The sequence below is a fragment of the Streptomyces sp. NPDC052040 genome, from assembly GCF_044548405.1.
Classification (GTDB): domain Bacteria; phylum Actinomycetota; class Actinomycetes; order Streptomycetales; family Streptomycetaceae; genus Streptomyces.
Window position 1 is genome coordinate 114,462 of sequence record NZ_JBIUBV010000005.1, and the last position, 22,161, is coordinate 136,622.

The 22,161-nt window shown below is 73.0% G+C and carries 19 protein-coding genes; 14 read left to right on the forward strand and 5 right to left on the reverse strand.

Features of this window, described 5'->3' with window-relative positions; genetic code table 11:
• Positions 1–14: 14 nt before the first annotated feature.
• Positions 15–2,294, reverse strand: a complete 2,280-nt coding sequence (locus ACIHAA_RS13255; RefSeq protein ID WP_399816340.1) for a DEAD/DEAH box helicase — start codon at positions 2,292–2,294, stop codon at positions 15–17.
• Between the two features lie 474 nt (positions 2,295–2,768).
• Here ACIHAA_RS13255 and ACIHAA_RS13260 point away from each other — a divergent pair, with 474 nt between their 5' ends.
• Entirely contained in the window at positions 2,769–3,506 is a 738-nt protein-coding gene (locus ACIHAA_RS13260) for a ferritin-like fold-containing protein (RefSeq protein ID WP_399816342.1), read from the forward strand.
• A gap of 171 nt (positions 3,507–3,677) precedes the next feature.
• Here the strand turns inward: ACIHAA_RS13260 and ACIHAA_RS13265 are convergent, their stop codons facing one another.
• The 4 genes from ACIHAA_RS13265 to ACIHAA_RS13280 all read right to left on the reverse strand — a co-directional run bounded on the left by ACIHAA_RS13265 (position 3,678) and on the right by ACIHAA_RS13280 (position 5,670).
• On the reverse strand, positions 3,678–3,947 hold the full coding sequence (locus ACIHAA_RS13265) for a hypothetical protein (protein ID WP_399816344.1): 270 nt from the start codon (positions 3,945–3,947) through the stop codon (positions 3,678–3,680).
• 220 nt (positions 3,948–4,167) lie between these two features.
• Positions 4,168–4,395, reverse strand: coding sequence for a DUF3107 domain-containing protein (locus ACIHAA_RS13270; RefSeq protein ID WP_399816345.1), 228 nt, complete (start codon positions 4,393–4,395; stop codon positions 4,168–4,170).
• A 227-nt stretch (positions 4,396–4,622) separates the two neighbouring features.
• Positions 4,623–5,267 carry a TetR/AcrR family transcriptional regulator gene (locus ACIHAA_RS13275; protein ID WP_399816347.1) on the reverse strand — a complete coding sequence of 215 codons (645 nt, stop codon included), beginning with the start codon at positions 5,265–5,267 and terminating at the stop codon, positions 4,623–4,625.
• 181 nt (positions 5,268–5,448) lie between these two features.
• Entirely contained in the window at positions 5,449–5,670 is a 222-nt protein-coding gene (locus ACIHAA_RS13280; RefSeq protein ID WP_399816349.1) for a hypothetical protein, read from the reverse strand.
• A gap of 186 nt (positions 5,671–5,856) precedes the next feature.
• On the opposite strand from ACIHAA_RS13280, the gene ACIHAA_RS13285 reads away from it, so the two are divergent.
• The 13 genes from ACIHAA_RS13285 to ACIHAA_RS13345 all read left to right on the forward strand — a co-directional run bounded on the left by ACIHAA_RS13285 (position 5,857) and on the right by ACIHAA_RS13345 (position 22,108).
• The gene (locus ACIHAA_RS13285) at positions 5,857–6,912 is read left to right on the forward strand and encodes an alpha/beta fold hydrolase (protein ID WP_399816350.1); all 1,056 of its coding nucleotides are present in this window, start codon (positions 5,857–5,859) and stop codon (positions 6,910–6,912) included.
• Between the two features lie 8 nt (positions 6,913–6,920).
• Positions 6,921–8,408 (forward strand): DUF3152 domain-containing protein, encoded by a 1,488-nt coding sequence (locus tag ACIHAA_RS13290; protein ID WP_399816351.1) that lies wholly within the window; start codon positions 6,921–6,923, stop codon positions 8,406–8,408.
• Positions 8,409–8,464: 56 nt separating this feature from the next.
• Positions 8,465–8,557 (forward strand): Ms4533A family Cys-rich leader peptide, encoded by a 93-nt coding sequence (locus tag ACIHAA_RS13295; protein ID WP_311693007.1) that lies wholly within the window; start codon positions 8,465–8,467, stop codon positions 8,555–8,557.
• Positions 8,558–8,774: 217 nt separating this feature from the next.
• On the forward strand, positions 8,775–10,493 hold the full coding sequence (locus ACIHAA_RS13300; RefSeq protein ID WP_399816352.1) for an ABC transporter substrate-binding protein: 1,719 nt from the start codon (positions 8,775–8,777) through the stop codon (positions 10,491–10,493).
• Positions 10,494–10,497: 4 nt separating this feature from the next.
• Positions 10,498–11,709 (forward strand): ABC transporter permease, encoded by a 1,212-nt coding sequence (locus tag ACIHAA_RS13305; protein WP_399816354.1) that lies wholly within the window; start codon positions 10,498–10,500, stop codon positions 11,707–11,709.
• Positions 11,706–12,704 carry an ABC transporter permease gene (locus ACIHAA_RS13310; RefSeq protein WP_399816356.1) on the forward strand — a complete coding sequence of 333 codons (999 nt, stop codon included), beginning with the start codon at positions 11,706–11,708 and terminating at the stop codon, positions 12,702–12,704. The genes ACIHAA_RS13305 and ACIHAA_RS13310 overlap by 4 nt, the downstream gene beginning before the upstream one ends.
• Complete coding sequence (locus tag ACIHAA_RS13315; protein WP_399816358.1) at positions 12,701–14,329, forward strand: dipeptide ABC transporter ATP-binding protein; 1,629 nt, start codon at positions 12,701–12,703, stop codon at positions 14,327–14,329. The genes ACIHAA_RS13310 and ACIHAA_RS13315 overlap by 4 nt, the downstream gene beginning before the upstream one ends.
• Positions 14,330–14,598: 269 nt before the next feature.
• Positions 14,599–16,296 carry a DUF3492 domain-containing protein gene (locus ACIHAA_RS13320; RefSeq protein WP_399816360.1) on the forward strand — a complete coding sequence of 566 codons (1,698 nt, stop codon included), beginning with the start codon at positions 14,599–14,601 and terminating at the stop codon, positions 16,294–16,296.
• Positions 16,293–17,522: a hypothetical protein gene (locus ACIHAA_RS13325; RefSeq protein WP_399816363.1), complete on the forward strand. Its 1,230-nt coding sequence runs from the start codon at positions 16,293–16,295 to the stop codon at positions 17,520–17,522. The genes ACIHAA_RS13320 and ACIHAA_RS13325 overlap by 4 nt, the downstream gene beginning before the upstream one ends.
• A gap of 147 nt (positions 17,523–17,669) precedes the next feature.
• Positions 17,670–18,629, forward strand: a complete 960-nt coding sequence (locus ACIHAA_RS13330; RefSeq protein ID WP_399816364.1) for an NAD-dependent epimerase/dehydratase family protein — start codon at positions 17,670–17,672, stop codon at positions 18,627–18,629.
• Positions 18,617–19,366 carry a spherulation-specific family 4 protein gene (locus ACIHAA_RS13335; protein WP_399816366.1) on the forward strand — a complete coding sequence of 250 codons (750 nt, stop codon included), beginning with the start codon at positions 18,617–18,619 and terminating at the stop codon, positions 19,364–19,366. The genes ACIHAA_RS13330 and ACIHAA_RS13335 overlap by 13 nt, the downstream gene beginning before the upstream one ends.
• Before the next feature lie 63 nt (positions 19,367–19,429).
• Complete coding sequence (gene moeZ / locus ACIHAA_RS13340) at positions 19,430–20,608, forward strand: adenylyltransferase/sulfurtransferase MoeZ (protein ID WP_399816367.1); 1,179 nt, start codon at positions 19,430–19,432, stop codon at positions 20,606–20,608.
• Between the two features lie 252 nt (positions 20,609–20,860).
• Positions 20,861–22,108, forward strand: a complete 1,248-nt coding sequence (locus ACIHAA_RS13345) for a M48 family metallopeptidase (RefSeq protein ID WP_399816369.1) — start codon at positions 20,861–20,863, stop codon at positions 22,106–22,108.
• Positions 22,109–22,161: the final 53 nt, after the last annotated feature.

Genomic DNA, 22,161 nt, shown 5'->3' on the forward strand with positions numbered 1-22,161 from the left:
CCGCGGGCCGAGGCTCAGCCCTCGGCGGGCTGTGCTGCGGTCTTGCGCGTGCGGCGGGGCTTGGCCGGGGCTTCGCCCTCGACCGTCTCCACGACGGCTTCGGCGGCCTTGCGGGTGCGGCGGCGCGGCTTGGCCTCGGCCTCCTCACCCGGCTGCGCGGGAATCGCGGCCTCGGCGGTCTTGCGCGTGCGGCGGGGCTTGGCCGGGGCTTCGCCCTCGACCGTCTCCACGACGGCCTCGGCAGCCTTACGGGTACGGCGACGCGGCTTGGCCTCCACGGCTTCCGCGGCCTCGGCGGCGACCGTCTCGGCGGGAGCCTCGGCGGCCTTGCGCGTACGGCGGGGCTTGGCCGGGGCCTCACCCTCCGCGGTGTCGACGGCGGCTTCGGCGGCCTTGCGGGTGCGCCGCGGCTTGGCCTCGGCGGTCTCCGCGACCTCGACGGCCGCCTCGGCGGTCTTGCGCGTGCGGCGGGGCTTGGCCGGGGCTTCGCCCTCGACCGTCTCCACGACGGCTTCGGCAGCCTTGCGGGTGCGGCGACGCGGCTTGGCCTCCACAGCCTCCGTGGTCTCCGCGGTGTCGGCGGCGACCGTCTCGACGACGGCCTCGGCGGCCTTGCGGGTGCGGCGGCGCGGCTTGGTCTCCACGGCCTCCGCGGTGTCCACGACCGTCTCGGCCGCGGCGGGAGCCGCCGTCGCGGGCTCGGCGGCGACCGGCTCGGTCACCGGTGCCGCGATGACCGTCTCGGCCACGGGCTCCGCGGACCGGCGGCTGCGCCGACGGCGCGGCTTCACCGGCTCGGCGGTGTCCACCAGGGCCTCGGCCGGCTCCGCCACCGCGGGCTGCGCCGTCTCGGTCACCGCGACGGCCTCCGAGGTCACCCCGCCGCGCGTACGGCGACGGCGGCGCGGGTTACGCGGCTCCACGGCCTCGGCCGTGGCCTCCGGCGTGCCGGTGGTCTCCGGAGCAACCGTGGCGTCGGGGCCGTCGAGGGCCGCTCCGCCGCGGGTACGACGGCGACGGCGCGGCGTGCGTGCCGGGCGCTCGCGCTCCTCGGCCGGGGCAGCCGCAGGCGCGCCGCGACGGCCGCGCGGCCCCCGGCCGCCGGTCTCACCGAGGTCCTCCAGCTGCTCCGCCCCGAGCCCCGCGCGGGTGCGCTCGGAGCGCGGCAGCACGCCCTTGGTGCCGGCCGGGATGCTCAGCTCGGCGAAGAGGTGCGGAGAGGTGGAGTAGGTCTCCACCGGGTCGCCGAAGTTCAGCTCCAGCGCCTTGTTGATCAGCTGCCAGCGCGGGATGTCGTCCCAGTCGACCAGCGTGATCGCCGTACCCGAGGCGCCCGCCCGGCCCGTACGGCCGATGCGGTGCAGATAGGTCTTCTCGTCCTCGGGGGACTGGTAGTTGATGACGTGGGTGACGCCCTCGACATCGATGCCCCGCGCGGCCACGTCGGTGCACACGAGCACATCGACCTTGCCGTTGCGGAAGGCCCGCAGGGCCTGCTCGCGCGCGCCCTGGCCCAGGTCGCCGTGGACCGCGCCCGAGGCGAAGCCGCGCCGCTGGAGCTGCTCGGCGATGTCGGCCGCCGTGCGCTTGGTACGGCAGAAGATCATCGCCAGTCCGCGGCCGTCGGCCTGGAGGATGCGCGCCACCATCTCCGGCTTGTCCATGGAGTGTGCGCGGTAGACGTGCTGCGCGATGTTCGCGACCGTCGCGCCCTGGTCGTCCGGCGCCGTGGCGCGGATGTGCGTGGGCTGGGACATGTAGCGGCGGGCGAGGCCGATGACAGCGCCCGGCATGGTGGCCGAGAACAGCATGGTCTGGCGCTTCGCCGGCAGCATGTTGATGATCTTCTCGACGTCGGGCAGGAAGCCCAGGTCGAGCATCTCGTCGGCCTCGTCGAGCACGAGACACTTCACATGCTTGAGGTTCAGCTTCTTCTGTCCCGCCAGGTCCAGCAGACGGCCCGGGGTGCCGACGATCACGTCGACGCCCTTCTTCAGGGCCTCGACCTGGGGCTCGTAGGCCCGGCCGCCGTAGATCGCGGTGACGCGCACATTGCGCACCTTGCCCGCGGTGAGCAGGTCATTGGTGACCTGGGTGCACAGCTCGCGGGTGGGGACGACGACGAGCGCCTGCGGGGCGTCGGTGAGGGCGTCGGGCGTGGCGCGGCCCGCCTCGACGTCCGCCGGAACGGTCACACGCTCCAGGATCGGAAGACCGAAGCCGAGGGTCTTTCCGGTGCCGGTCTTGGCCTGGCCGATGACGTCCGAGCCCGAGAGGGCCACGGGGAGCGTCATCTCCTGGATGGGGAAGGGATGGACGATGCCGACGGCTTCCAGGGCCTCGGCGGTCTCGGGAAGGATTCCGAGTTCTCGAAAAGTCGTAGTCAGGGTGCTGCCTCTTCTGTGTGTGCGGTGCGAGGCGAGCGCGGGGGGTCGTGACCGTGTCGGAAGACGTCGGCCGCTCTCTGGGGACGGCCTGTGGCACGGGACCACGCCGACGCTCCAGCGCTCGTACCGCTGAGGGTCTCTCCGGACGCCGTACGCACGGTGCCGTACGGACGGGAGAGCTGTCGGGTCGGAGCCGATCGGGCCACCGACCGGGCATCCTCATACATGCGGCCCGTCGAGATACGTCAACGTACTCAGCAGGCGCATTACCACCATACCCCGGAATCGCGCACAGGCGATGGCCGATTCGGTCACGTAGTCGTCATCACAGTGACTGACCAGGGACTTCCCAGCCACGGAGAGCGGACTATTGTGCGCTCCATGACCACGCCTGACAACGCCCCCGAGGCACCCGCCGAACCCACCGGAGTCGCAGCCCAGGACTGGGCGACGGCCTCCGTCGACCCCCAGTACCGCGCCGCGGTCGTCGATCTGCTCGGCGCCCTGGCGTACGGAGAGCTGGCGGCGTTCGAACGGCTCGCGGAGGACGCGAAGCTCGCGCCCACGCTCTCGGACAAGGCGGAACTGGCCAAGATGGCGTCCGCCGAGTTCCACCATTTCGAGCAGATCAGGGACCGGCTGACCGGGATCGGCGTCGGGCCCACCGAGGCGATGGAGCCGTTCGTCGCGGCCTACGACAGCTTCCACAAGCAGACGGCGCCCTCGGACTGGCTGGAGGGGCTCGTCAAGGCGTACGTCGGCGACTCGATCGCCAGTGACTTCTACCGGGAGGTCGCGGCGCGGCTCGACGCCGACACGCGCGGTCTGGTGCTCGCCGTGCTGGACGACACCGGGCACGCCAGCTTCGCCGTGGAGAAGGTGCGCGCCGCGATCGACGCCGATCCGCGGGTCGGCGGGCGGCTCGCGCTGTGGGCGCGGCGGCTGATGGGTGAGGCCCTGTCGCAGTCCCAGCGCGTGGTCGCGGAGCGGGACGCGCTGTCGACCATGCTGGTGGGCGGTGTCGCGGACGGCTTCGACCTCGCCGAGGTCGGCCGGATGTTCTCGCGGATCACCGAGGCGCACACCAAGCGGATGGCGGCGCTGGGCCTCGCGGCCTGACGGATGCGGTGACTCCACGGGCGGCCCGGTGAGGTGTCACCGGGCCGCCCGGGTGTCTGTGTCGGTGTGGTGATGGGTCACCGGGCCGCCCGAGTGTGTCGGTGCGGCCGGTGGCGCAGGTGGTCCCAGAGGCCGGGACGGCCCGGGGGCCGGTGGCGCCGGGGCTCGGCCTCAGGCCGTCGCCGAGTGGCGCCGAAACCGCTCCGCAGGGCGGAGCAGCAGCGACAGCGAGGCCGCGGAGACGACGAGCGCGCCCATAAGGATCACCAGAAGACTCACGGCGCCCAGGGCGCTGTGCGTGACGAACGCGCCGAACAGGGCCCCCGCCACGCCGGTCGCCAGCACCAGGGTGCGGTCCGGGAAACGGTGGGGCAGTCGGTGTGCGGCAACCCAGGCCAGGGCGAGCCCGAGAACGGCGGAGCCGAACGCTTCCAAGAGCATGAATGTTCCCTCCCACACGGCGTCTGCCAGGGCAAATCGGTCTTAGCCGGTCCTACCCGTGGGGCGTGGATCACAATCATCATCTGTGCGCGGGATGTGCTCCGTCTGTGCGCACCGCACCCGGACGCAGCACTCCCGGACGCTCCCGGAGGCAGGGCGGCAGAAACGCGAAAGGGCCCGGTGGCGCTCGCCACCGGACCCCGTGCCGCTCCGTGCGGAGCTACAGCGTGCCGAAGCCCACCTTGCGGGGAGCGGGCTCGCCGATCTCCACGTAGGCGAGACGGTCGGCCGGGACGAGAAGCTTGCGGCCGTGCTCGTCCATGAGGCTCAGCAGGGCCGACTTGCCGGACAGGGCCTCGGCCACGACGTGCTCCACCTCCTCGGCAGTCTGACCGCTCTCCAGAACGATCTCGCGGGGTGCGTGCTGCACGCCGATCTTGACCTCCACGGCTTTGTCCCTCCGACGGTCAGTGAAGTGCGCGGCCGTCCGCGCCGTACCAGCACACATTAGCCCGGTGAGGGGACGTGCATGCCCCGCCCCGGAACGCCAGGAGCGAACACCCGGCGGGAACAGACGACCACACCCTGCGGGAACACACGTCCCCCACGTCGTCGGGGCCTGCCTGCGACGCCCCCGGCACCCTCGGCGCCTGTGGTTCCTGTGGTTCCTGCGGTTCAGTGGTGCTGATCGGTGCCGTGCAGCGGGAAGCCCGCGATGCCCCGCCACGCCAGCGACGCCAGCAGCTGCACCGCCTGGTCGCGCGGCACGCTGCGGTCACTGTTCAGCCAGGAGCGCGCCACGACCTGGGCGAGACCGCCGAGCCCGGAGGCCAGCAGCATCGACTCCGCCCGGGACAGGCCGGTGTCCTCGGCAATGACCTCGCAGATCGCCTCCGCGCACTGGAGCGTGACCCGGTCGACGCGCTCGCGCACGGCGGGCTCGTTCGTCAGGTCCGACTCGAACACCAGTCGGAAGGCGCCGCCGTCGTCCTCCACGTACGCGAAGTAGGCGTCCATGGTGGCCCGGACGCGGTGCTTGTTGTCCGTCGTCGAGGCCAGCGCGTTCCGCACCGCCTGGAGCAGGGCCTCGCAGTGCTGGTCCAGCAGGGCCAGATAGAGGTCGAGCTTGCCCGGGAAGTGCTGGTAGAGCACCGGCTTGCTGACGCCCGCGCGCTCGGCGATGTCGTCCATCGCGGCCGCGTGGTACCCCTGCGCCACGAAGACTTCCTGCGCGGCGCCCAGCAGCTGGTTGCGTCGGGCACGGCGCGGCAGGCGGGTGCCCCGCGGGCGCGCCGCCTCTGTCTGCTCGATGGCTGTCACGCCGCCTCCCAAAATCGTCCACATTGCGGTGTGCGCCGCGCCGCCATCGTACTTTTCGGTAACCGTGCTGTGCGCGGTGCGAGCGCAGAATTTCACGGACCGGACGCCGGCGAAACCCGTGCGGGCGCGGTCGTCTCCCCGCCCCGCGGGCTCCGGCACCGGTCACGCGGTCCGCGGGCAGTCACCGATAGTCGTCCTCATCGATGGAGACGACGCGTTTCTGCTCCACGAGGTCGGCCTCGTTGGCGCGCAGGATCTCCTCCGCGGTCAGCGGTTCGTCGCTCTCGGGAGCGAGGTCCTGGTGCTGCTCGGCGGCGTCGTTCTCGGGGGCCTCCACGTCGAGTTCGCCGACGTCGGTCTCGTCGCCCTCGAACGTCTCGGGATCAGTGGGGTCTACGGCCATGGTGGGCTCCCTTCCCAGAACTCCTGGCACGTTCCTGAAGAGGCAGGGTCCACATGCGGGTGCCCTGTTCTGAGCCTAGGAGACACCCGATACGGACGCTATGCGTGGTGCGGCGGCCCGTGACGGGAACAGGCGTGTGACGGCGAACACAGGAGCCACTGCGTGATCGTCTCGTAACATTGCCGCATGTCTTCGACCGAGTCGCCGACCGCCGCCCCGGCAGCCAACGTCCTCCCACGGGTGGCTCCCGTCCGGGTCGAGGAGGGCGAGGGGCTCAGGTCGGTGAGACTGCCCGGGATCACGCTGACGGTGCGGTCGAGGCCGCCGCGGACCGAGGGACTGCCGCCCGCGCTGTACGTCCACGGGCTGGGCGGCTCCTCACAGAACTGGTCGGCCCTGATGGTGCGGCTGGACCACCTCGTCGACGGCGAGGCCGTCGATCTGCCGGGCTTCGGCGACTCCCCGCCGCCCGACGACGGCGACTACTCCGTGACCGGTCATGCGCGGGCCGTCATCCGCCATCTCGACGCGGCCGGACGCGGACCCGTGCACCTGTTCGGCAACTCGCTGGGCGGGGCCGTCGCCACCCGGGTGGCGGCCGTACGGCCCGACCTCGTCCGTACGCTCACCCTGGTCTCGCCCGCGCTCCCGGAGATCCGGGTGCAGCGCGGCGCGGTCCCGACGGCCCTGCTGGCGCTGCCCGGGATCGCCTCCCTGTACACCCGCTACACCAGCCAGTGGACGGCCGAGCAGCGCGTCCGCGGGGTCACGGCGCTCTGCTACGGCGACCCGGGGCGCGTCACCCCGGAGGGCTTCCAGAACGCGGTGGAGGAGATGGAGCGGCGGCTTCGGCTGCCGTACTTCTGGGACGCGATGGCGCGTTCGGCGCGCGGGATCGTGAACGCGTACACCCTGGGCGGGCAGCACAATCTGTGGCGCCAGGCGGAGCGCGTCCTCGCCCCGACCCTGCTGGTCTACGGCGGCCGGGACCAGCTGGTGGCGTTCCGGATGGCCCGGCGCGCGGCGCGTGCCTTCCGTGACTCCCGGCTGCTGACCCTGCCGGAGGCGGGTCATGTGGCCATGATGGAATATCCGGATCTGGTGGCCACGGCCTTCCACGAACTGCTCGCGGACTCGGGAGAGTTGCCGCGGGGCGAGGGCGACCCCGACGGCGCCGGGATGCGGGAGCGTGACGGGGTTCGGGACGAGGACGAGTCCGGCAGGACCGGGGCGGGGAGCTGAGGCGCGGCGTGGGACGGCACAGCCGCAAGGGGCGGGGCGACAACAGCAGCACGGACACGGGCGCGGTGCCGGGTATACCGGCCCCGACCTCGTCCTTTTCGGATACCGCGGGCGCGCACAACCCGGCCGCGCACAACCCGGCGGCGCAAACCCCGCCTGCGCAGGCACCGGCCGCGCACACTCCGGCAGCGCACACGCCAGCAGGGGGCGTCCCCCGCTTCGCCGACGGCACCCCCGCGCGCGGCACCTCCCGCGTCCGTGCCGACGGCACCCCTGCCCACGGCACCCCCCGCGTCCCCGTGGACGCCGCCCGGGCCGCCCGTGGCGACCATCCCCCGCAGCGTGAAGCCGGGGGCGGCTGGGGCGAGTTCGGGAGTGGAGCCGGGGACCGGGACGCGTCGGCCGGACGGCCCGCGCCGCCCCGGGTTCCGCGGCAGCGCACCGCGCGCGGCCCCCGCCAGGAGTATCTCGACGCCTTCGACCGGGAGAGGCCGGAGGGGGGCGCGCCCGAGCAGGACGCTCCCCGCCGGGACGCCTCCGGCCAGGACGAGAAGAACGACGTCGTCGCGCCCCGCCGCAAGGGCGCCGCGGCCCGCGACGCCGTCACCCGCGACCCCGGCCCCGGTTCCGCCCCCGCCCCCGCCTCCGAGGAGGCCCCGGCCGACGGTTCACCCACCGCCGGAGAGGGCGGCCGGACCCGCTCCGGCCGCGGGCGTACCTTCGCCGGGATCGCGGCGGCCGCCGTGACCACCGCGCTCGCCATCGTCGTCGCGGGCCAGGTCACCGGCGGGCACGGCGGCACCTCCGCGAGCGCGCGGCCCGCCACCGGCCAGGCCCGCGACCTCCACGGCTCCGGCACGGCACCGGCCGCCCCGCCGAGCGCCGCGCCGCTGACCTTCGAGCAGGCCATGGACCGGACCTACCCGCTCGGCGCCACGCTGAAGGGCCCGGGCACCTTCACCGCGGTCCCCGGCTTCGCCAAGGCGCCCGGCACGGGGAAGAAGTACACCTACCGCGTGGACGTGGAGAAGGGGCTCGGCCTCGACGGGCGGCTGTTCGCCGACGCCGTGCAGAAGACCCTCAACGACGACCGCAGCTGGGCCCACCACGGCGCCCGCACCTTCGAGCGGGTCTCCTCCGGGAAGCCCGACTTCGTGATCACGCTCGCCAGTCCGGGTACCACCGCCACCTGGTGCGCGAAGTCCGGTCTGGACACCACGGAGGACAACGTCTCCTGCGACTCGGCCTCCACCGAGCGCGTGATGATCAACGCCTACCGCTGGGCCGAGGGCTCCGTCACCTACGGGTACGGCAAGCAGATCCACCCCTACCGCCAGATGCTGATCAACCACGAGGTCGGCCACCGCCTCGGCTACGGCCATGTCACCTGCGACAAGAGCGGCGAGCTGGCCCCGGTCATGCAACAGCAGACCAAGTTCCTCGACCACGACGGAATCCACTGCCTGCCCAACGCCTGGCCCTTCCCCAGGAGTTGACGGCGGTAGCTATCGTCACATTGACACACGGGAAAAGTTCCTCCATATTGCTTCCCATGTCGCACCGTCACGCCCCCGTTCGCGCCGCCATCGAGCTGGCGCTCATCGGCGTGACCCCGCTGTGCGTGGCCGACATCCTCTGTCGCTGACGCCCCGCCTCCGGCGTGAGCGTCGCCTTCCTCACCCTGCTGTGAATCCCCGGGAACCCCTGCGCTGTGCATCCCGGGAACCCCTGCGGCTTCCGTAGCCGCGGGGCTTCACCGTTTCCGACGACCTGACGCCGGGGCCGACGTCTGCCTCATTTCGTCTCACTCCTCGTCAATCTGTCTCGTATGGCGAGACACCTCCGAGAGGTCGTACCTTCCGATGCGTCAACCGTCCGTCATAGCGCGCCGCGTGGCAGCGGCATCCGTGGGCCTGGTCGTGGCAGCGGGCGCCGCCGCCTGCGGGCCGGAGGACAGCGATGCCAAGGGCGCCGGGAGCGGCTCCGCGCCGCACCGGGGCGGCACCCTGACCGTGCTGAACTCCCAGCCGCAGCAGGACTTCGACCCGGCGCGCCTGTACACCTCCGGCGGCGGCAACGTGCCCTCCCTGGTGTTCCGCACCCTCACCACCCGCAACCGCGAGAACGGCGCCGCCGGTGCCAAGGTCGTCCCGGACCTCGCCACCGACACCGGGCGCCCGAACAAGGACGCGACCGTCTGGACGTACACCCTGAAGAAGGGGCTCACCTACGAGGACGGCACCCCGATCACCTCGGCCGACATCAAGTACGGCATCGAGCGCTCCTTCGCCCCCGAGCTGTCCGGCGGCGCCCCCTATCTGCGGGACTGGCTGGCCGGGGCGGCCGACTACCAGGGCCCCTACAAGGACAAGAAGGGTCTCGACGCCATCGGGACGCCGGACAGCCGCACCCTCGTCTTCCATCTGAACAAGCCCGAGGGCGAGTTCCCGTACCTGGCGACGCAGACGCAGTTCGCCCCGGTGCCCAAGGCCAAGGACACCGGCACCAAGTACGAGGAGCACCCTGTCTCCTCCGGCCCCTACCGGGTCGTCTCCAACGAGAACGACGGCGAGCGGCTCGTCCTGGAGCGCAACCCGCACTGGTCCGCGGTGACGGACTCCGAGCGCAAGGCCTACCCGGACCGCATCGACGTACGCTCCGGACTGGACTCCTCGGTGATCAACCAGCGGCTGTCCGCGTCCCAAGGGGCGGACGCCGCCGCGGTCACCACGGACACCAACCTCGGCCCCGCCGAACTGGCCAAGGTGACCGGGGACAAGGACCTCGCCTCGCGCGTCGGCACCGGCCACTTCGGCTACACGAACTACCTGGCCTTCAACCCCACGGTGAAGCCCTTCGACGACGCCCGGGTGCGGCAGGCGATCTCGTACGCCGTCGACCGCTCCTCGGTGGTCAACGCGGCGGGCGGCTCCTCGCTGGCCGAGCCCGCGACCACCTTCCTGCCCGACCAGAAGTCCTTCGGCCACACGCCGTACGACCTCTTCCCCGCGGGCCCGACGGGCGACCCGGCGAAGGCCAGGGAGCTGCTCAAGCAGGCCGGTCACCCCAATGGGCTGACCATCACCCTGACCCACTCCAACAGCAAGGACTTCGAGACCAGCCCGGAGATCGCGACCGCGGTCCAGGACGCGCTCAAGAAGGCCGGAATCACGGTCAGGCTCCAGGGCCTGGAGGACAACGACTACAAGGACAAGATCCACAGCGTCCGCACGGAGCCCGGGCTCTTCCTCGCCCACTGGGGCGCCGACTGGCCCTCCGGCGGACCGTTCCTCGCCCCGATCTTCGACGGCCGGCAGATTGTCAGGGACGGCGCGAACTTCAACACCGGTCTCCTCGACGACGCCTCGGTCAACCACGAGATCGACGCCATCAACAAGCTGACCGACCTGAACGCGGCCGCCGCACGCTGGGGCGCCCTGGACAAGAAGATCGGCGAACAGGCCCTTGTCGTGCCGCTGTTCCATCCCGTCTACAAGCGCCTGTACGGCAAGGACGTCAAGAACATCGTGATCAGCGACTGGACCGGCGTGCTGGACATCTCGCAGGTCGCGGTCAAGTAGCACCGTGAGCGAAGCACATGTCGCCGCCCAGGCGCCCGGGACGGACACCCCCGTCCCGGGCGCCTCGGGGGCCCTACAGTTCTGGCGGCGGCTGCGGACGCAGCGCGCCGCCCTCGTCGCGGCGGCCGTCGTCGCGCTGCTCGTCCTGGTCGCGCTCGCCGCGCCGCTGCTCACCGCGATCGAGGGCCAGGACCCGACCACCTACCACCCGTCGCTCGTCGACTCCGCACGCGGCGGCGTCCCCGTCGGGTCCCTCGGCGGCATCGGCGCGGACCACTGGCTCGGCGTCGAACCGCAGACCGGACGCGACCTGTTCGCCCGGCTGGTGTACGGCGCCCGGGTCTCCCTCGGGGTCGCCCTCGCGGCGACCGCCCTCCAGGTCCTCATCGGGGTCGCGGTCGGAGTCGCCTCCGCCCTCGGCAATCGCTGGGTCGACCAACTGCTCGGCCGGGCCACCGACATCATCGTTGGCATGCCGCTGATGATCATGTCGCTGGCGCTGCTGGCGATCGTCCCGGACAGCTTCCCCCGGCCCGTCCTGGTCACCCTGGTCATCGGCCTGATCGCCTGGGGGAACACCGCCAAGATCGTGCGCGCCCAGACGCTCGCCCTGAAGAGCCTCGACCATGTCTCGGCCGCGCGGCTCAGCGGCTGGAACACCTGGCACATCGCCCGCCGTGAACTGCTGCCCGGCCTGGCCGCGCCCGTCATCACCTACGCGGCCCTGCTCGTCCCCATCAACATCACCGTCGAGGCCGCCCTGTCCTTCCTCGGCGTCGGCGTGAAGCCGCCCACCCCCTCCTGGGGCCAGATGCTCACCGCCGCCGACGTCTGGTATCAGGCGGCACCGCAGTATCTGCTGCTTCCGGCGGGCGCCCTCTTCGTCACCGTCCTCGCCCTGACCGTCCTCGGTGACGGCGTCCGCACGGCCCTCGACCCGCGCGCCGCCTCCCGCCTGCGCGTCGGCACCGGCCGCACCCGCGAGGCCCGGGCGGACGGTACGGCAGGACCGGACGCTACGACGGGACCGGACGCTACGACGGGAACGGACGCTACGACGGGAACGGACGCAACGGCCGCCACGGACGCCACGACCTCCGCGGCCGGGACTGCCGCTTCAACCGCCGCGGCCGGGGCGACCGGTCTGACGACAGTGGCGGCCGGGCCGACCGCCGCACGCGGCAAACCCGAGCCTGAGAAGGGAGCGGACGCATGAGCGGCTTCGGCGGCTTCGTCCTGCGCCGCACCGCCGGCGCCCTGATCACCCTGTTCGCCATCTCGGTGATCGTCTACGTCGTCTTCTACGTCACCCCCGGCAACGTCGCCCAGATCACCTGCGGCCCGCGCTGCTCCCCGGAACAGGTGCACCAGGTCGCCCAGCAACTCCACCTCGACGAGCCGCTGTACGTACGCTACGGACACTTCCTCCAGGGCCTCCTGGTCGGCCAGGACTACTCCACGGGCACCTCGGTGGAGCACTGCTCCGCGCCCTGTCTCGGCCTCTCCTACCAGAGCGACCAGCAGGTCACCGCCCTCATCCTGGCCAAGCTCCCGGTGAGCCTCTCCCTGGTGCTCGGCGCGATGGTGCTGTGGCTGCTCCTCGGCGTCGGCACCGGCATGCTCTCCGCATGGCGGCGCGGCAGGCCCACCGAGCGGGTGCTGACCGCCATCACCCTCGCGGGCACCGCCACGCCCGTCTTCGTGATCGGCCTGGTCCTGATGATCGTGGTCTGCGGCGAACTGCGCCTGCTGCCCTTCCCGCAGTACGTCGCCCTCACCGACGACCCCGAGCAGTGGGCGTGGAACCTGCTGCTGCCCTGGCTCTCCCTCGCCCTGATCGAGGCCGCCACCTTCGCCCGTCTGACCCGGGCGTCGATGCTGGAGACGCTGGCGGAGGACCACATCCGCACCTTCCGCGCCTACGGCGTGGGCGAACGCTCGGTGGTCGGACGGCACGCGCTGCGCGGCGCCCTCGCGCCCGTGATCGCGCTCAACGCCAACAACGTCGGCTCCGCCGTGGGCGGCGCCGTCCTCACCGAGACGCTTTTCGGACTGCCGGGCATCGGGCAGGCACTGGTCCAGGCGGTGAAGGTCGTCGACCTGCCGGTGGTCGTCGGCATGGTCCTGGTCATCGGCTTCTTCGTGGTCGTCGCCAACGCCGTCGCGGACGTGCTCTACGCGGCGGCCGACCGACGGGTGGTACTCGCATGAGCCTTGTGGAAGTGACCGATCTGACCGTCGACTTCGGCGGTCTGCGTGCCGTCGGCGGACTCTCCTTCCGGCTGGAGCGGGGCGCCGCCCTGGCCCTGGTCGGCGAGTCCGGCTCGGGCAAGTCCACCGTCGCGGCCGCCCTGCTGGGGCTGCACCGCGGCACGGGCGCCCGGCTCGGCGGCTCGGTACGGGTCGCCGGGACCGATGTGCAGCGGGCCTCCGAGGACGAACTGCGCGGGCTGCGCGGAGGGACGGCCGCCATGGTCTTCCAGGACCCGCTGTCCTCCCTGGACCCGTACTACGCGATCGGCGACCAGATCGCCGAGGTGTACCGGGCGCACACCCGAGCCTCCCGGCGCGCCGCCCGCACCCGTGCCGTGGAGGTCCTGGACCGGGTCGGCATCCCGGACGCGGCGCGGCGCTCCCGCTCGCGCCCGCACGAGTTCAGCGGCGGGATGCGCCAGCGCGCCCTGATCGCCATGGCCCTCGCCTGCGAGCCCGAACTGCTCATCGCGGACGAGCCGACCACCGCGCTGGACGTGACCGTCCAGGCTCAGATCCTCGACCTGCTGCACACCCTGCGGCAGGACACCGGAACGGGCCTGCTGCTGGTCACCCACGATGTCGGGGTCGCCGCCGAGAGCGTCGACGAGGTGCTGGTGATGCGTCACGGCAGGGCCGTCGAACACGGCCCGGTCGCCGAGGTCCTGGGGGAGCCCCGCGAGGCCTACACCCGGCAGCTCCTGGGCGCGGTCCCGCGGGTGGACGCGCCCCGGCTGCGCCCCGGGGTCCCGTCGGAGGAGACCGTCATCGAGGCATCGGGGCTGCGGCGCGAATTCGGCCGCGGCAGGCGGACGTTCGCCGCGGTGGACGGGGTGTCACTCACCGTGCGGCGCGGCGAGACCCTCGGCATCGTCGGGGAGAGCGGCAGCGGCAAGACCACGCTGGGCCGCATGCTGGTCGGGCTGCTGGAGCCCACGGCCGGGGAGGTCCGGCACGGCGGAACGGTGCGTTCCGGGACGGACCCGGCCGTGCAGATGGTCTTCCAGGACCCCGTCTCCTCCCTCAACCCCCGGCGCAGCGTGGGCGAGTCGATCGCCGACCCGCTGCGGGCCCGCGACAGACGGGCCTCCCCGGGGGCGCAAAGTGGCGAACGGTGGGACGAGCAGCGCATCCGGGGGCGCGTATGCGAGCTGCTGCGCCGCGTGGGGCTCGACGAGGAGCACTACGACCGCTATCCGCACGAGTTCAGTGGCGGGCAGCGCCAGCGGGTGGGCATCGCCCGGGCACTCGCCGCCGAACCGCGCGTCATCGTCTGCGACGAGCCGGTCTCGGCGCTCGACGTCACCACCCAGGCGCAGGTCGTGGCCCTGCTGGGGGAGCTGCAACGCGAACTCGGCCTCGCACTGGTCTTCGTGGCGCACGACCTCGCCGTCGTCCGCCAGGTCAGCGACCGGGTCGCGGTGATGCGCCACGGGAGGATCGTCGAGTACGGGCCCGCCGACGAGGTCTACGACTCCCCGCGCGACCCCTACACCCGGCAGCTGCTGGCCGCCGTCCCCGCACTCGACCCCGCCGTCGCGGCCGAACGGCGCGCCACCCGCACGGCACTGGCGACGGTCTGAACCGCCGCCCGGATCCGGGCCGCACCCGCCGCCGAAATCCAGCACGGATTCCGCCGCGGATTCCACCCCGGATTCCGCCGCGGATTCCGCCGCGGATTCCACTGACACGAGCGAACGCGATCCGCACGTGAAAGTTACGAGCGTTCACCCCTTTTGGTGGTGCGATGGACAACCGTCCGTCGCACCACCGCCTTGTCCCCTTACGTTCTTCCCGCTGCGGGACCTCGGCGCAACGAGGGCCCCTCACACGGGAGATCGGGGGTGCACACGTGCGCATCGGACTGCTTACGGAGGGTGGTTACCCGTATGTGAGCGGTGACGCCAGGCTCTGGTGCGACCGCCTCGTACGCGGACTCGGGCAGCACGAGTTCGACCTCTACGCCCTCAGCCGCACCGAGCGGCAGGAGCGCGAGGGCCGGCTCCCGGTACCGCCGCACGTCTCCCGGGTGCGCACGGCCGCCCTGTGGAGCGCCCCCGATCCCGGCCCCGCCCAGGGGCGCCACGCCCGGCGCCGGTTCACCGAGGCCTATGCGGAACTGGCCGCCGTCCTCTGCTCCGCACCGGACGCGGCAGCCGCGGACGAGGCCGCTGAAGCGGACCCCGCGGAGGCGGACCGTTTCGGCAGCGCCCTGTACGCCCTCGCAGAACTCGCCCGCGAGCAGGGCGGACTGACCGGTGCCCTGCGCTCCGAGACCGCCTTGCGGGCCCTCGAACAGGCCTGTCGCGCCCCGGGCGCCCAACGGGCGGCGCGCACGGCGCGCGTCCCCGAACTGCTCCGGACGGCCGAGCAGCTCGAACGCGCCCTGCGCCCCCTCTCACTCGACTGGTACGGGGACGACACCCTCGGCGCGGCCGACCTCTGCCACGCCGCCTCCGGCGGCACCGCGGCCCTGACCGGGCTGCTCGCCCACCGCTTCGCCGGTGTCCCGCTGCTCGTCACCGAGTACGGTCTCCAACTGCGAGCGCACTACCTGGGAACCGCGCACGGGACACCCCCCGCGGTGCGCGCCCTCATCGCCTCCTTCCACCGTCGGCTGGCCGCCGAGACCTACCGCAGGGCCGCCCGGATCACCTCAGGCAACACCCACACCCGCCGCTGGCAGGAACGCCTCGGCGCCGACCGGGACAAGCTCCGCACCGTCCACCCCGGCATGGACACGGCCCGCTTCACCGAGGTGGGCGAGGCACCCGACGGCGCGGACCCCCGCACCCTGGTCTGGGCGGGCCGCGTCGAACCGGCGAAGGACCTGACCTCCCTGCTCCACGCCTTCGCCGAGATCCGCGAGCAGGAGCCGGGCGCCCGGCTGAGGATCGTCGGAGCCCCGGCGGGCCCCGAGGGCACCGGTTACCTGGAGCACTGCAAGGCGCTGGCCGCCCGGCTCTTCCCCGACGAGTCCGGGGGCGCGCACACCGCCGAGGAGAACCCGGTGTCCTTCGAGGACATCGGCGGCCCGGAACTGCCCGGCCCGGCCGACGCCTACGCGGCCGGAGCGGTCGTCGTCCTGTCGAGCGTCGTCGAAGGCTTCCCGGTCGGCCTGGTGGAGGCCATGCTCTGCGGCCGGGCCACGGTGTCCACGGACGCCGGTGCCGTGGCCGAGGTCATCGGCGGCACGGGCCTGGTCGTCCCGCCCCGCGACCCGCACGCCCTCGCCGCGGCGTGCCTGGCGCTGCTGCGCGACCCCGAGCGCCGTGCGCGCCTCGGCGCGGCCGCCCGCGCCCGCGCCCTCGAACTTTTCACCGTGGAGCAGAACGTGACGGCGTTCCACGACCTCTATCTGGAGATCGTCTCCCACGCGCCCGTCCGGCGCGTACTCCTCGACGGCACCGGCGAACCCCTCCCCTTCGGCGCCCCGGCCGAGGCCCGTGTCCCCGGCCACTGGACCGCCCCCCGCCTCCCGCACGGCCGCCCCCACTGGGCCTGGGACCCGGCAAGGGACCCCGCCCCGGCGACGGAGGCCGCCCGATGAGCACCGCGGGAGAGACCTGGACCGTCTCCGAGCCCCCCGTCACAGCGGCTGTCGCGACGGCCGCCGAGAGTACGGACCCGGAGCGTACGCCGCCCGCCGTCCGCCCCGGTGCCGTAGACCCCGTCAAGGCGCTGATGCGGCGCCATCATGAGTTGTGCGAGCGGGCCGTGGATCCCCTTGAGATCGCGGCCGGTCTCGAAGCCCAGGGCCTGACCGACCGGGCCGCCGCACGCTTCCGGCACCGTGATGTGTTCTCGCTCGCCGAGGAGATGTACGCCCGCGCCCCCCGCGACGCCGACCGTCCCCCCTCGCCTCCCGGCCCGGTAGACGGCCCCCGTCGGCCCCGGGCGTGGGCCGTGGTGGCCCTGCTCCCGGGCGCGTTGTGCGCCGCCACCCTCCTCGGGGTGCGGTCCACCGCCGGGGACTCCCGCCTCGCCGTCGCCGTGCTCGGCGCTCTCACCGTCGTGCTCGGACTCGGCGCGGCCCTTCGCCGGGGCCCCCTGAGCGCACCCGCCCACCGCGGCTCGGCCGCCCTGCGCACGGCGACATGCTGGCTCCTCGCCTACGCCCTGTGCGGTGACGGCCTGCTGCGCGCCGCCCTGGACGGCGGCCCCGGGGGCCCGGTCCCCGCGGCCACCGCCCCCGCCCTCGCCCTTGCCCTGGCCTGCGGGCCGGCCGCCTGGTGTGCGGGCCTCTTCGCCGGGCAGGCCCGCCGCCGTCTCGCCGCCAGCCGGGGCCTGAAGGAGTTCACCTCGGCGGTCACCCCGCTCCTCCTCGGTGCTCTCGCCCTCTACGGCGGCGCACTGACCGCCCTGCTCGCCCTGTGCGCCGCCCTCCTCCAGAAGCCCGCCGCCGGTGCCGGAGCCGGGGCCCTGGGGATGCTCCTCCTGCTCGCCCGGCTGCTGACCGTCCACGGCGTCCGCCGGGCGCCCGCCGCCGCCCTCGCCACCGCGGCCGCCTTCGAGGCGACCGCCCTGGCCTCCGTCTTCGCCGCCCGGCTCCCCGGCTGCGGATCCCTGGCCGCCCCGGTACGCGCTCTGACCGACGCGCTCGGCACGAACGCCGTCCCGGCCCTGGCCTGCGCCCCGGCCGCCCTCGCCCTGCTGATCCACGCGAGCCGCGCCCTGACCCGGGCCTCCGCCCACGCCCGGCCCCCGGCCCCCACCGGGCCGGGCCCCCGGCACCGCGAGGGCCGCCCCCGCGGCGGCCCGCCGCCGACGCCATGAGCCGCGACCGCCGCCCGGGACCCGGTCCCGCCCACCCACTCCCGCGGGGCCGACACCGCGGGCCCTCTCATCACACGGCACCACCCTTGAAGGAGAACACCAGATGATCACCTCCCGAACCGGAGAATCCGCCCCGGGAGCCGCCCGATGAGGGTCCTGCTGATCGGAGCCAACGGATATCTCGGCCGCTTCGTCGCCGACCGCCTGCTCGCCGACCCGGCCGTGCAGCTCACCGCGCTGGGCCGCGGCGACGACGCCGACGTACGGTTCGACCTCGCGTCCGGCAGCCCCGGCGCGCTCACCCGCTTCCTGGACGCCGTCCACCCCGGGGTCGTCATCAACTGCGCCGGAGCCATCCGCGGCGGCGCCCGCGAACTCACCCGGCACAACACCGTCGCCGTCGCCACCGTCTGCGAGGCCCTGCGCCGCAGCGGCTGCGGCGCCCGCCTGGTGCAGATCGGCTGCGGCGCCGAATACGGACCCAGCCAGCCCGGCTCCTCCACCGCGGAGGACGCCGTCCCCCGCCCCGGCGGCCCCTACGGCGTCAGCAAGCTCGCCGCCACCGAACTCGTCCTCGGCTCCGGACTGGACGCCGTCGTGCTCCGCGTGTTCTCACCCGCCGGACCCGGCACCCCCGCCGGGTCCCCGCTCGGCCGCCTCGCCGAAGCACTGCGCCGCGCCATGCAGTCGGGCGACGGTGAACTCAAACTCGGCGGCCTCGGTGTGCAACGCGACTTCATCGACGTCCGCGATGTCGCCCGCGCCGTGCACGCCGCCTCCCTCTCCGCCGCCCAGGGCGTGATCAACATCGGCTCGGGCCGCGCCGTGCGCCTGCGCGACGCGGCCGCCGTCCTCGCCCGGGTCGCGGGATACGGCGGCACCCTGCACGAACTCGACGGCCCGCCCGGACCGCTGCGGACCTCCATCGGCCACCCCCGCAGCGAGGCCGAGCACCCCACCCCGGTCGCCTACCCCTATCCGGACGGCTGCGGCAGCTGGCAGCAGGCCGATGTGCGCACCGCCCGCGACCGGCTCGGCTGGCGGCCCCGGATCAACCTGGAGGAGTCCCTCGCCGACATCTGGATGGAGGCGGCATGTCGCATCTGACCAGCGTCACGCCGGACACCGCCAGCACCGGTCTGGGCGTCCGCCTCGGCATCCCCGGCTATGCGCATCCCCTCGTCGCCCCTGCCGAGTGGGACGCGCTCACCCTCCCGGGCACCCCGGTGCACTGGGTCGCCCTCAATGTGAACGGCGGCCCCGGCGCCCTGCCCGACCCGCACTGCCTGGAGGCCACCGGGCGCCTGCACACCGCCGGTGTCCGTGTCCTCGGCCACCTGGACCTGGCCCGGGGCACCCGGCCCTTCGGCACACTGATCTCCGAGGCGCACCGCTATCTCGACTGGTACCGGGTCGGCGGCTTCCTCCTGGCCCGCTGCCCGGGCGAACGCGACGCGCTCCCCGAGATACGCCGCCTGATCACCACGCTCCGCACCCTCCTCGGCCACGGGCACATCGTCCTGGGACACGGCACCCATCCCCACCCCGGCTATGCCGAGAACGGTGACCAGCTGGTCACCTTCTCCGGCACCTGGAACGACTACCGCTGGTCGCAGGTGGCCGAGTGGACCGCCGACTACCCGCCCGAGCGGTTCTGCCACTTTGTGCACGGCATCCCGCACGGCCACCTCGACGAGGCGCTCCGCATCGCGCGCTGGCAGGGCGCCGGGACGATCTGGTTCACCGACCGCACCACCCGCGGCGGCCGCACCGACCCCTGGGAGGCCATGCCCGGCTACTGGGACGACATCGTCTCGCGTCTCGGGACGGGTGTCTCGGAATGAAGAAGGGCGTGGCAGTGTTACGGGGAGAACAACCGTAGTGATCGACCGACCAACGGAGTCCCCGTGTCGCTGCCACCCCTGGTCGAGCCCGCCGCCGAGCTCACCGTAGACGAGGTCCGCAGGTACTCCCGCCACCTGATCATTCCCGATGTCGGGATGGACGGGCAGAAGCGGCTGAAGAACGCGAAGGTGCTCTGTGTGGGTGCCGGCGGTCTGGGTTCGCCCGCGCTGATGTACCTGGCCGCGGCGGGGGTGGGCACGCTCGGCATCGTGGAGTTCGACGAGGTCGACGAGTCCAACCTGCAACGGCAGATCATCCACAGCCAGGCCGACATCGGCCGCTCCAAGGCCGAGTCCGCGCGGGACACCGTCAAGGGCATCAACCCCTATGTGAATGTGATCCTTCACCAGGAGCGGCTCGAGGCCGACAACGTGATGGACATCTTCAGCCAGTACGACCTGATCGTCGACGGCACGGACAACTTCGCGACCCGCTACCTGGTCAACGACGCCTGCGTCCTGCTGAACAAGCCCTACGTCTGGGGCTCGATCTACCGCTTCGACGGCCAGGCCTCCGTCTTCTGGTCGGAGCACGGCCCCTGCTACCGCTGCCTCTACCCGGAGCCCCCGCCGCCCGGCATGGTGCCCTCCTGCGCCGAGGGCGGCGTCCTCGGCGTGCTGTGCGCGTCCATCGGCTCCATCCAGGTCACCGAGGCGATCAAGGTCCTCACCGGCACCGGCGACCCGCTTGTCGGCCGCCTGATGATCTACGACGCCCTGGAGATGCAGTACCGCCAGGTCAAGGTCCGCAAGGACCCCGACTGCGCGGTCTGCGGCGAGAACCCGACCGTCACCGAACTCATCGACTACGAGGCCTTCTGCGGCGTCGTCTCCGAGGAGGCCCAGGCGGCGGCCGCCGACTCCACGATCACTCCCAAGCAGCTCAAGGAGTGGATCGACGACGGCGAGAACATCGAGATCATCGACGTCCGGGAGCCGAACGAGTACGAGATCGTCTCCATCCCCGGCGCCCGGCTGATCCCGAAGAACGAGTTCCTCCTCGGCACGGCCCTGGGGAGCCTCCCGCAGGACAAGAAGATCGTTCTGCACTGCAAGACGGGTGTCCGCAGCGCGGAGGTCCTCGCCGTCCTGAAGTCGGCCGGCTTCGCGGACGCCGTCCATGTCGGCGGCGGCGTCATCGGCTGGGTCAACCAGATCGAGCCCCACAAGCCGGTCTACTAGAGGCCCCTCCCACCCAACGCCGCACCGGAACAGGCCCACGGCTCCGACCCGCTCGCAGACCGTGGGCCTGTCCCGTTTCCGGCGCCCCCGAACCCTCGGGTGCCCGGTCTCCCTGTGCCCCGGGAGCGGGCAAAGGGTGGGCCAAGCCTTCGGCACGGGCGGGTTGCCGCACTGTTCGCCGAGCCAAGATCGTCCTTTGTGTATCAGCATACGGATTCGACCTGTCCCCAATGCCGCACACCGCTGCCGGACTTGGACCCGCGGTTCAGTGCCTGGTGCCCGGCCTGCAACTGGAACCTCGATCCCAGCGGCGGAGACGGCCCACGGAAGGGCACGGCCCGCGCGCGGGACCGGCAGGAACGACTTCTCGAGCGAGCACCGGCGGCCGGGCCCGGGGACGCACCGGGCAATGCCGCCCTGTACGGCGCTCTCGCTCTCGCCACCGCTGTCAACCTGCTGACCATCGCCCTCCTCGGCTCGGGGGTCTGGCTGCTGGCGACCGGCACCGTGCCGGAGAAGGTTCTCGGAGCCGTCGCACTGCTGCTCGCCGTAGCGGCGCGCCCCCGTCCCGGGCGGATGCCCGAACACACAGTGGACCGCGCCGCCGCCCCCACCCTGTACACGGTCGCGGAGCGGACCGCCGCCGGGCTCGGCACCCGGCCGGTGGACTTCATCGCCGTGGACTCCCGCTACGGCTCCGGCCGGCTGACCGTAGGGCTGCGCCGACGACGGGTCCTGGTGCTGGGCCTTCCGCTGTGGGAAGTGCTGACGGCGGACCAGCGACTGGCCCTGCTCGCAAACGGACTGGCCCATGCCTCCGGCGGCGGACGGCGCAGCGCCCGCTGGATCCAGGCCGCCCTGGACGCGCTCACCGTCTGGGCGGACGTGGTCCGCCCCGACCCCGACCGGCAGGACCGGGTCGACGCGCACACGCTGGACGGTACCGCGCTCTCCGGCAGCCGCCGGTCCAGTGCCGGTCTCGCCACCCTGGGCGCGGCGCTGGCGCGGCCGCTCCAGGATCTGCTGGCGCACGGCGCGCGCCTGCTCCACCAGAGCTTGAGCAGGCTCAGCGGACAGGCCGGGGGAAAGGCGGAGTACCGCGCCGACGAGGCCGCTGCCCGTGTGGCCTCCACCCGCTCCGTCCTGGGCTTGCTGCGGACGCTGCTGCTGCGTGACACCGCCACCTTCGCGCTCGCCCGCTTCGCCCGGGAGGACGGCGGCAGCGGCGACATGGGGGAGGCCCTGCGCACCCATCTGGCGTCGGTGCCCGAGTTGGAGCGGGAGCGACGGCTGCGCCTGTCCGAGGTGCGGGGCGCGAGCGGGGACGGCTGCCCTCCGATCTCTCTGCGGATCCGGTTCGCCGAGAAACTCCTCCACGCCGAACCCGCCGTGACGGTCACCGACGCCGAGGCGCGGGCGATCGAGAGGGAACTGCTTCCCCTCCGGACCTCGATCGCCGAGGAACTCCGGGACCGCGCCCGGGAGACCGGCGGAGCCTGACCGGCCGACCCGGCGCCCCACCGCCGTATCCGGCCGGGCCGGGTACCCCGCGG

What these genes read in the sequence shown, in the direction of transcription:
- ACIHAA_RS13255 (WP_399816340.1), bottom strand. Translation starts at nt 2,294, where the DNA reads ATGACGCTCCCCGTGGCCCTCTCGGGCTCGGACGTCATCGGCCAGGCC.
- ACIHAA_RS13260 (WP_399816342.1), top strand. Translation starts at nt 2,769, where the DNA reads ATGACCACGCCTGACAACGCCCCCGAGGCACCCGCCGAACCCACCGGA.
- ACIHAA_RS13265 (WP_399816344.1), bottom strand. Translation starts at nt 3,947, where the DNA reads ATGCTCTTGGAAGCGTTCGGCTCCGCCGTTCTCGGGCTCGCCCTGGCC.
- ACIHAA_RS13280 (WP_399816349.1), bottom strand. Translation starts at nt 5,670, where the DNA reads ATGGCCGTAGACCCCACTGATCCCGAGACGTTCGAGGGCGACGAGACC.
- ACIHAA_RS13285 (WP_399816350.1), top strand. Translation starts at nt 5,857, where the DNA reads ATGTCTTCGACCGAGTCGCCGACCGCCGCCCCGGCAGCCAACGTCCTC.
- ACIHAA_RS13295 (WP_311693007.1), top strand. Translation starts at nt 8,465, where the DNA reads ATGTCGCACCGTCACGCCCCCGTTCGCGCCGCCATCGAGCTGGCGCTC.
- ACIHAA_RS13300 (WP_399816352.1), top strand. Translation starts at nt 8,775, where the DNA reads ATGCGTCAACCGTCCGTCATAGCGCGCCGCGTGGCAGCGGCATCCGTG.
- ACIHAA_RS13310 (WP_399816356.1), top strand. Translation starts at nt 11,706, where the DNA reads ATGAGCGGCTTCGGCGGCTTCGTCCTGCGCCGCACCGCCGGCGCCCTG.
- ACIHAA_RS13315 (WP_399816358.1), top strand. Translation starts at nt 12,701, where the DNA reads ATGAGCCTTGTGGAAGTGACCGATCTGACCGTCGACTTCGGCGGTCTG.
- ACIHAA_RS13325 (WP_399816363.1), top strand. Translation starts at nt 16,293, where the DNA reads ATGAGCACCGCGGGAGAGACCTGGACCGTCTCCGAGCCCCCCGTCACA.
- ACIHAA_RS13330 (WP_399816364.1), top strand. Translation starts at nt 17,670, where the DNA reads ATGAGGGTCCTGCTGATCGGAGCCAACGGATATCTCGGCCGCTTCGTC.
- ACIHAA_RS13335 (WP_399816366.1), top strand. Translation starts at nt 18,617, where the DNA reads ATGTCGCATCTGACCAGCGTCACGCCGGACACCGCCAGCACCGGTCTG.